Origin of the sequence: Acidiphilium sp. (assembly GCF_049977125.1) — a bacterium.
Lineage (GTDB): Bacteria > Pseudomonadota > Alphaproteobacteria > Acetobacterales > Acetobacteraceae > Acidiphilium.
Genome location: NZ_JBMFGY010000345.1, coordinates 1 through 1,826, shown reverse-complemented (window position 1 = coordinate 1,826; position 1,826 = coordinate 1). Strand labels below are relative to the sequence as shown.

At 59.4% G+C, this 1,826-nt stretch carries 3 protein-coding genes; all 3 read left to right on the top strand.

The features are described from left to right. On the top strand, positions 1-836 hold an 836-nt coding region (locus ACP5E6_RS18930; RefSeq protein ID WP_427957025.1), incomplete at its 5' end, for a hypothetical protein. Further along, entirely contained in the window at positions 833-1,570 is a 738-nt protein-coding gene (locus tag ACP5E6_RS18925) for a hypothetical protein (RefSeq protein WP_427957022.1), read from the top strand. The genes ACP5E6_RS18930 and ACP5E6_RS18925, both read left to right, overlap by 4 nt. Before the next feature lie 62 nt (positions 1,571-1,632). Then, the coding region (locus ACP5E6_RS18920; protein WP_427957019.1) for a hypothetical protein at positions 1,633-1,826 on the top strand (194 nt) is incomplete at its 3' end.

Below are 1,826 nucleotides of genomic sequence, written 5' to 3'. Positions count from 1 at the left end.
GGATTATGGCTGGGCCGAAAAATGAGGCGATTTCCGTTGAAAAGCCATCAGCGGTGAAATCGCGGCTTCCCGTCCTGATTGTCGCGGTTGGTCGCGGGCGGGTCGGGAAAACGACGTTCCTCAACATTGTGGGCCAGAGGTTTCGAGAGCGCGGGGCGAAGCTCGATGTCTGGAACATCGACCCTCATGGAGAGAGTGGGAGCATCGACGCGTTCTTTCCTGACGTCCGTCGCCCGGATTATGCGGGGCTCGATGATCGGCGAGGATGGCTTGAGCGTGCGATCGAGGAGCAGAGTGCGTCCCGGCGTGATGTGCTGCTCGACGTGGGCGGGGGCGATCTGGTGCTTCAAAAGATGCTGGACGATCTGGATCTGAGCACAGTCGCCGAGACCATGGGCGTGCGGGTGGTGATTGCGCAGTTGGTTGGCCCGATCGTTGCCGATATCGATCATTTCGATGCGACGATGGTGGGGAGTGGCGCCAACGTCGAGATGCTGTTTGTCATGAACGCGGGTTTGATCCGCGGTGATACCTCGCCGATGAAGGCATTCGAGCCGATTTTTTCCTCGCCGGTGATCAAGGAAGCGCGGTCGAAGGGTGCGGTTGTCGTGACACTCCCGCAGTTGAGGTGTCTCGATGCTGTGCTCGAGCGCGGTCTGCGATTCCGTGACGCGGCCGATCGAAAGACACCGGCCGGGGTTGCGCCGCTTTCGATTTTCGATGTGTCGCGGGTCTACAAATGGTGGACCGAGGGCCTTGATGCGACATTCAACCGGATACCGGCTGAGTGGCTGCCCTATGTTGAAACCGAGATGTCGATTGCGGAGGCGTCATGAGCGGGATCGAGAAGGTGCCGGGGAGTCTGCCGGGAGGGCACCGTCGTGTCGATCTGCAAGGGCCGATCGACGAATTGAAGCGATCTATCGCAGACATGGAGCGAATGGCGGGTGACTGGGGCTTCCGGGCTGATGAACCGGCCGGTTTGTTCGTGGAATCGCAGGCCCAAGTGCTGAGGTCGCTTGAACTGCTCTATCGGGCGTTTGCGGAACGGGTGGCTGAGATCGAGCTCGGGGGTTACACGGTGGTCCGTGAAATGCGCGAGGAGTCTGCGAAGATGTACGAGTCGATGCTCGTGTTTCGCCGGTTCATCGACAGGCTTCACGGGGATTACGATGACGGCAATCTGCTCGGTGCGGATCGGGCGGTGAACCAGGCGGTGCGGACGCTGGTGTCGCAGCTGAGCGATGCGATGCGCAAGATCGTCCAGCCTCCTCCCCCGCGCGAGTTCAAGATCGAGCGGTCCTGGTGGATTGCGGGATCGGTGGCGGCTGGACTGGTGGCTTTGTATTTCGGGAGCACGATCATGGCGAACCGGAATATGGAGGCGGAGCATATGCTCGCTGTCGGGCTGGTGAAGTGTGAGCATAATCGGGCGTTTGGGAAGGACAATCAGATTTATTGTCCGCTGAACAATTTTGCCAGCGACAAATGGCCCGGTTCGGAGGCTTTGGTTCGACAGATTGAAGCAATAATCAATAAGAAACCGAAATATGGGGGGATGAGATTTTAGGCTTTCCACTGGCGATAGCGTCTGAAAAGAATGGGTGGTCCAACCAGCGAGGGAGCAAAGTGATGGGCAGGCTAGGTTTCAGCGCCGCGATTGCGGCGATCGTCGTGAGTGCCGGATGTGCTTACGGTCAGGTTCCACCGCAGCCGGGGCAAGTGATGTCCCGGCAGCAACTGGAGCAGCTGCAGAAGGAGTCGGATCAGCGGCTACGTGCCGCCCCCCTGAATTTATCTCATTCGGGGCCGATCGCGCCGATGCC